The organism is Streptococcus sp. (assembly GCF_019414905.1).
In the GTDB taxonomy this organism is placed as follows: domain Bacteria; phylum Bacillota; class Bacilli; order Lactobacillales; family Streptococcaceae; genus Streptococcus.
This window is the reverse complement of record NZ_DXLC01000053.1, coordinates 1-4,743: the sequence shown is the minus strand read 5'-3', so window position 1 is coordinate 4,743 and position 4,743 is coordinate 1. Positions and strand designations below refer to the sequence as shown.

Annotated in this window: 7 protein-coding genes and 1 pseudogene; 3 read left to right on the top strand and 5 right to left on the bottom strand. The window is 43.8% G+C overall.

Annotated features, from left to right (window positions below):
• The 3 genes and pseudogenes from QZ359_RS01360 to QZ359_RS01350 form a co-directional block, all read left to right on the top strand.
• Positions 1-77: pseudogene (locus QZ359_RS01360) on the top strand (iron ABC transporter permease); the annotation flags it as partial.
• A complete protein-coding gene (locus QZ359_RS01355) occupies positions 74-826 on the top strand; it encodes an ATP-binding cassette domain-containing protein (RefSeq protein ID WP_293955877.1) in 753 nt (250 codons plus the stop codon). The pseudogene QZ359_RS01360 and the gene QZ359_RS01355, both read left to right, overlap by 4 nt.
• Positions 827-921: 95 nt before the next feature.
• Positions 922-1,887 (top strand): siderophore ABC transporter substrate-binding protein, encoded by a 966-nt coding sequence (locus tag QZ359_RS01350; RefSeq protein WP_293955875.1) that lies wholly within the window; start codon positions 922-924, stop codon positions 1,885-1,887.
• Between the two features lie 216 nt (positions 1,888-2,103).
• Here the strand turns inward: QZ359_RS01350 and yidD are convergent, their stop codons facing one another.
• The 5 genes from yidD to xerD all read right to left on the bottom strand — a co-directional run.
• Positions 2,104-2,346: a membrane protein insertion efficiency factor YidD gene (gene yidD, locus QZ359_RS01345; protein WP_293955873.1), complete on the bottom strand. Its 243-nt coding sequence runs from the start codon at positions 2,344-2,346 to the stop codon at positions 2,104-2,106.
• Entirely contained in the window at positions 2,346-3,068 is a 723-nt protein-coding gene (locus QZ359_RS01340; RefSeq protein WP_001222228.1) for a pseudouridine synthase, read from the bottom strand. Before QZ359_RS01340 ends, yidD begins: the two co-directional genes overlap by 1 nt.
• Entirely contained in the window at positions 3,055-3,624 is a 570-nt protein-coding gene (scpB, locus tag QZ359_RS01335; protein ID WP_293954619.1) for an SMC-Scp complex subunit ScpB, read from the bottom strand. Before scpB ends, QZ359_RS01340 begins: the two co-directional genes overlap by 14 nt.
• Positions 3,625-3,642: 18 nt before the next feature.
• Entirely contained in the window at positions 3,643-4,371 is a 729-nt protein-coding gene (locus QZ359_RS01330; RefSeq protein WP_293954617.1) for a segregation/condensation protein A, read from the bottom strand.
• The coding region (gene xerD, locus QZ359_RS01325) for a site-specific tyrosine recombinase XerD (RefSeq protein WP_293954615.1) at positions 4,371-4,743 on the bottom strand (373 nt) is incomplete at its 5' end. The genes xerD and QZ359_RS01330, both read right to left, overlap by 1 nt.

The window sequence follows — 4,743 nt, the reverse complement described above, 5'->3', positions numbered from 1 at the left end:
TTCGCATCAGCATGATCATTGAGAGTGTGGGTGGCTTCTTATTCTTTATCTTACTTTATAGGAGGGCGCGTCGGTGAAACTGGAAAACATTGACAAATCCATTCAAAAACAGGATATTTTGCAAGGCATTTCGCTTGAAGTCAGTCCTCAGAAACTGACAGCCTTCATTGGTCCCAATGGTGCTGGAAAATCGACTCTCCTCTCCATCATGAGCAGACTGACCAAGAAAGATCAGGGAATTCTCAGTATCAAAGGCCGCGAAATCGAGAGTTGGAATTCACAAGAACTGGCTCAAGAACTGACTATCCTAAAGCAGAAGATTAATTACCAAGCCAAATTGACGGTGGAAGAACTGGTCAGTTTTGGACGTTTTCCTTACAGTCGAGGTCGACTGAGACCAGAAGATTGGGAAAAAATCCGAGAAACTCTGGACTATTTAGAACTGACCAATTTAAAAAACCGCTACATCGATAGCCTGTCTGGAGGCCAGCTCCAGCGGGTCTTTATCGCTATGGTACTGGCCCAGGATACAGACTTTATCTTACTAGACGAACCACTCAACAATCTCGATATCAAGCAAAGCGTCAGCATGATGCAGATTCTTCGGAGACTAGTGGAAGAACTCGGAAAGACCATTATCATCGTCCTCCACGATATCAACATGGCCAGTCAGTATGCAGATGAAATTGTCGCCTTCAAAGACGGTCAAGTCTTTAGCAAGGGAAGAACCAATCAAATCATGCAGGCTGACCTGCTCAGTCAACTTTATGAGATTCCCATCACGCTGACTGACATCAATGGCAAAAAGATCTGTATCTATAGCTAATAACATAGAAGTTCAAGTTAGAGAACCTTCAGTCTCTTAGTCAATAAGACCAAGAGACTCCTTAAATCGTTATCACATTTTAAAAAGGAGAAATTATGAAAACATCCCTTAAACTTTATCTCACTGCCCTAGCGGCCAGCTTCTTGCTCCTACTTGGTGCATGTAGTACAAACTCAAGCACTAGTAAGACGGAGTCAAGTAGCTCTGCTCCAACAGAGGTAACCATTAAAAGTTCACTAGGTGTAGTCACACTTTCAAAAGTCCCTGAAAAGATTGTGACCTTTGACCTCGGTGCTGCGGATACTATTCGCGCTTTAGGTTTTGAAAAGAATATCGTCGGAATGCCTACAAAAACTGTTCCGACTTATCTTAAAGACCTAGCTGGAAAAGTTAAAAATGTTGGTTCTATGGTTGAGCCAGACCTAGAAGCCCTTGCTGCTCTTGAACCAGACCTAATTATCGCTTCACCACGTACCCAAAAATTCGTAGATAAGTTCAACGAAATCGCTCCGACTGTTCTCTTCCAAGCAGGCAAAGATGACTACTGGACTTCTACCAAGACTAATATCGAATCTTTAGCAAACGCCTTTGGTGAAACTGGTACACAGAAAGCCAAGGAAGAATTGGCCAAGCTAGACAAGAGCATCCAAGAAGTCGCTACTAAAAACGAAAGTTCTGACAAAAAAGCCCTTGCTATCCTCCTCAACGAAGGAAAAATGGCAGCCTTTGGTGCCCAATCTCGTTTCTCTTTCTTATACCAAACTTTGAAATTCAAGCCAACTGATACTCAATTTGAAGACTCTCGCCACGGACAAGAAGTCAGCTTTGAAAGTGTCAAAGAAATCAATCCTGATATCCTCTTCGTTATCAACCGTACTCTTGCCATCGGTGGAGACAACTCTAGTAACGACGGTGTCCTAGAAAATGCCCTCATCGCTGAAACACCTGCCGCTAAAAATGGTAAGATTATCCAACTAACACCAGACCTCTGGTATCTAAGTGGAGGCGGACTTGAATCAACCAAACTCATGATTGAAGACGCACAAAAAGCCTTGAAATAAGCAACTTCAAACTCATACTCTTCGAAAATCAAATTCAAACCACGTCAACGTCGCCTTGCCGTACTCAAGTACAGCCTGCGGCTAGTTTCCTAGTTTGCTCTTTGATTTTCATTGAGTATCAACTAACATCTTTACATGATAAAACGCATCCTATCAGTACACTCAAACCTGATAGGATGCGTTTTTATCATTTCACTAAAATATTTTTACCTAGCCTCATTTTTCTTCTTGGTTCCGTTTGAGTGAAAAGTGGTCTGGGACGGGGTCCTTACCTGTTTTCGACCAGGGATGGCAACGTAAAATCCGAGCCAAGCCCATCAAAACACCCTTGAAGCCATGTTTTTCAATAGCCTGAATCATGTAGTTGGAACAAGTCGTCTCAAAGCGACAAGAGGGTGGAAAGGCTGGCGAGATAAACCGTTGGTAAAAGCGCACAGGCGCTATTAAAATTCGTTTCATTATTTCTTGGTTACAGCCATGGTGTGTAGTTGGCTGATTTCTTTTTTATTAAGACGGCGGGATTCTCCCGGACGGAGGCCTGTCAAATCTAAGTGTCCAAAACGTGTCCGAGACAACTTATCCACTTGAAGACCGACAGCTTCAAACATCTTTTTAACCTGATGGTTACGCCCTTCATGGATAGTCAACTGTACCACAGAGCGATTTTTAACTGGATCCACTTTGAGAATCTCATAAACAGCAGGCTTGGTTTTCTTGCCATCAATCTCAAGACCGCGGGTCAAGGGACGAAGATTGTCCTTATTAGCCACACCTTTAACACGCGCTACATAAACCTTGTCAATCTCATTACGAGGGTGAATCATTTCATCCGTAAAATCCCCGTCATTAGTCAAAATCAAGACACCTGATGTGTCCCAGTCTAAACGACCTACAGGGTAGATACGCTCTTTCACATTGGGCAAGAGGTCCACAACAGTCTTGCGGCCCTTGTCATCTGTCACACTGGAAATGACACCGCGTGGTTTGTTAAGCAGATAATAGACCTTTTCTTCGTTGTAGATAGGTTGACCTTCAACTTCTACCTTGTCGCCTGACTTGATAGTGGTTGCTAGTTCACGTACCACCTGGCCGTTAACCGTCACCAAGCCTTGCTTGATCAACTCCTCTGCTTTTCTCCTACTGGCCACACCTGCGTGGGCAATATACTTATTGATTCTCATCTTCTTCTATCCTTTCACCAAATAATTGGCTTTCTTGGGCTTGAATCTCAAGCTCATCAATCACTGGTAATTCTTCCAAATGGTTTATTCCCATGTAATCTAGGAAATAATCCGTAGTCACATAGAGGTTGGGACGCCCCAACACTTCTTTTTTTCCGTCTTCTTTGATTAGATCAAAAGCCTGCAACTTTGCTAAAGCCCCACTCGAGTTGACACCACGGATGGCATCAATTTCTATTCGTGTGATGGGCTGTTTGTAGGCAATGATGGACAAGGTCTCAAGAGCAGCCCGAGACAAACTCTGATTGATAGGTGCCTTAGAGTATTCCTTCAAAACCTCTGCAAATTGAGGCTTGGTCACCAATCTATAAGCACCACCTGTCTCAATCAGAGCCAAACTGGAATCTGGGTCCTTTTCATACTTCTGGGCTAATTTTTCTAAACTCTGTTGGATGCCTGTCGGTGGCAGAGAGAGGAGTTCAGCTAACTGGCGGACTCTAATCCCATCTTCACCCGCTACAAACAAGAGCGCTTCTATTTTTGCTACAGTACTCATCTTTCCTCTCTATCAAGTCTAGCTTTGGGCCACTTGACTTTCTTCCTTCTTTTCCATGAGATAAATATCTCCGAAACTTTCCTCTTGCACAAGAATCAGCTCCTGGGTTTTGATTAACTCTAGGGTTGCCAAAAAGAGGGTGATGACCTCTTGGACATTCTGGGCTTCCTTAAACAAATCCTGCAAGCACAATTGATTTCGTCCAGTCAAGGACTCTTTCACGATAACCATCATGTCCTCAATCTTATACTCATCCCGCAAGATAGTCGTGTGATTCTGTGCAAACTCCTCTTTTTTCTTGGCTAGGATATTTGAAAAAGCCAAAAAGAGGTCAATGGTCGTCTTGTCATGCACAAGCTCCGCATCTTCGTAAATCAACTCTGTCGGCGCTTTGGAATAGTGCTGGGCCCGTTCTTGGTGCTTGGCTTCCAAGTGCTCACCCAAGAGCTTGAACTTGCGGTATTCTTCGATTTGAGAGAGAAGGTCCTGCTCCAGGTCATCCTCCAAGTCTGTCACTTCTGCTACCTTTGGAAGGAGCTTGCGGCTCTTGATCAGCATGAGCTGACTGGCCATGACCATGTACTCGCCCGTCACTTCCAGACGCATGGCCTGCAGGGTTGAAACATAAGCTAGATACTGTTCAATGACTTCCGTAATGGGTACATCGTAGATATCCATCTGGTACTTAGAAACCAGGTGCAAGAGCAAGTCCAGGGGCCCTTCAAAATCTTTTAATTTAATATCCATTATCTATATTTTTCTATGGTCAGGACTGTTTTTAATCCTAGTTTTTTTGCAATTTCGTACAAATCGACCTTGTTTTCTATTTGTCTTAGAATGAACTGTTCCCGCAAGGCTTGGGCTGATAAGGCCGGAAAACCTTTCTCCTTGACAAAGGATTCTAGCTGACGAAAGGCCCACTGACGGGAATAGGCTTTCCCTGCTCTTTCAAAAAGATAGGTTTGCCCCATCAAGGGTTCCAATTCTGAAAGCAAGGTCGTGGGAATAGTGACAATCCTCTGTTGGGAAGCCTTCTTAATTCGCAACACCTGAAAATCCAGATTGATATCCTCAACCTTGAGAGCCAAAATCTCACTGGGCAAGAGGCCCATTTCTAGG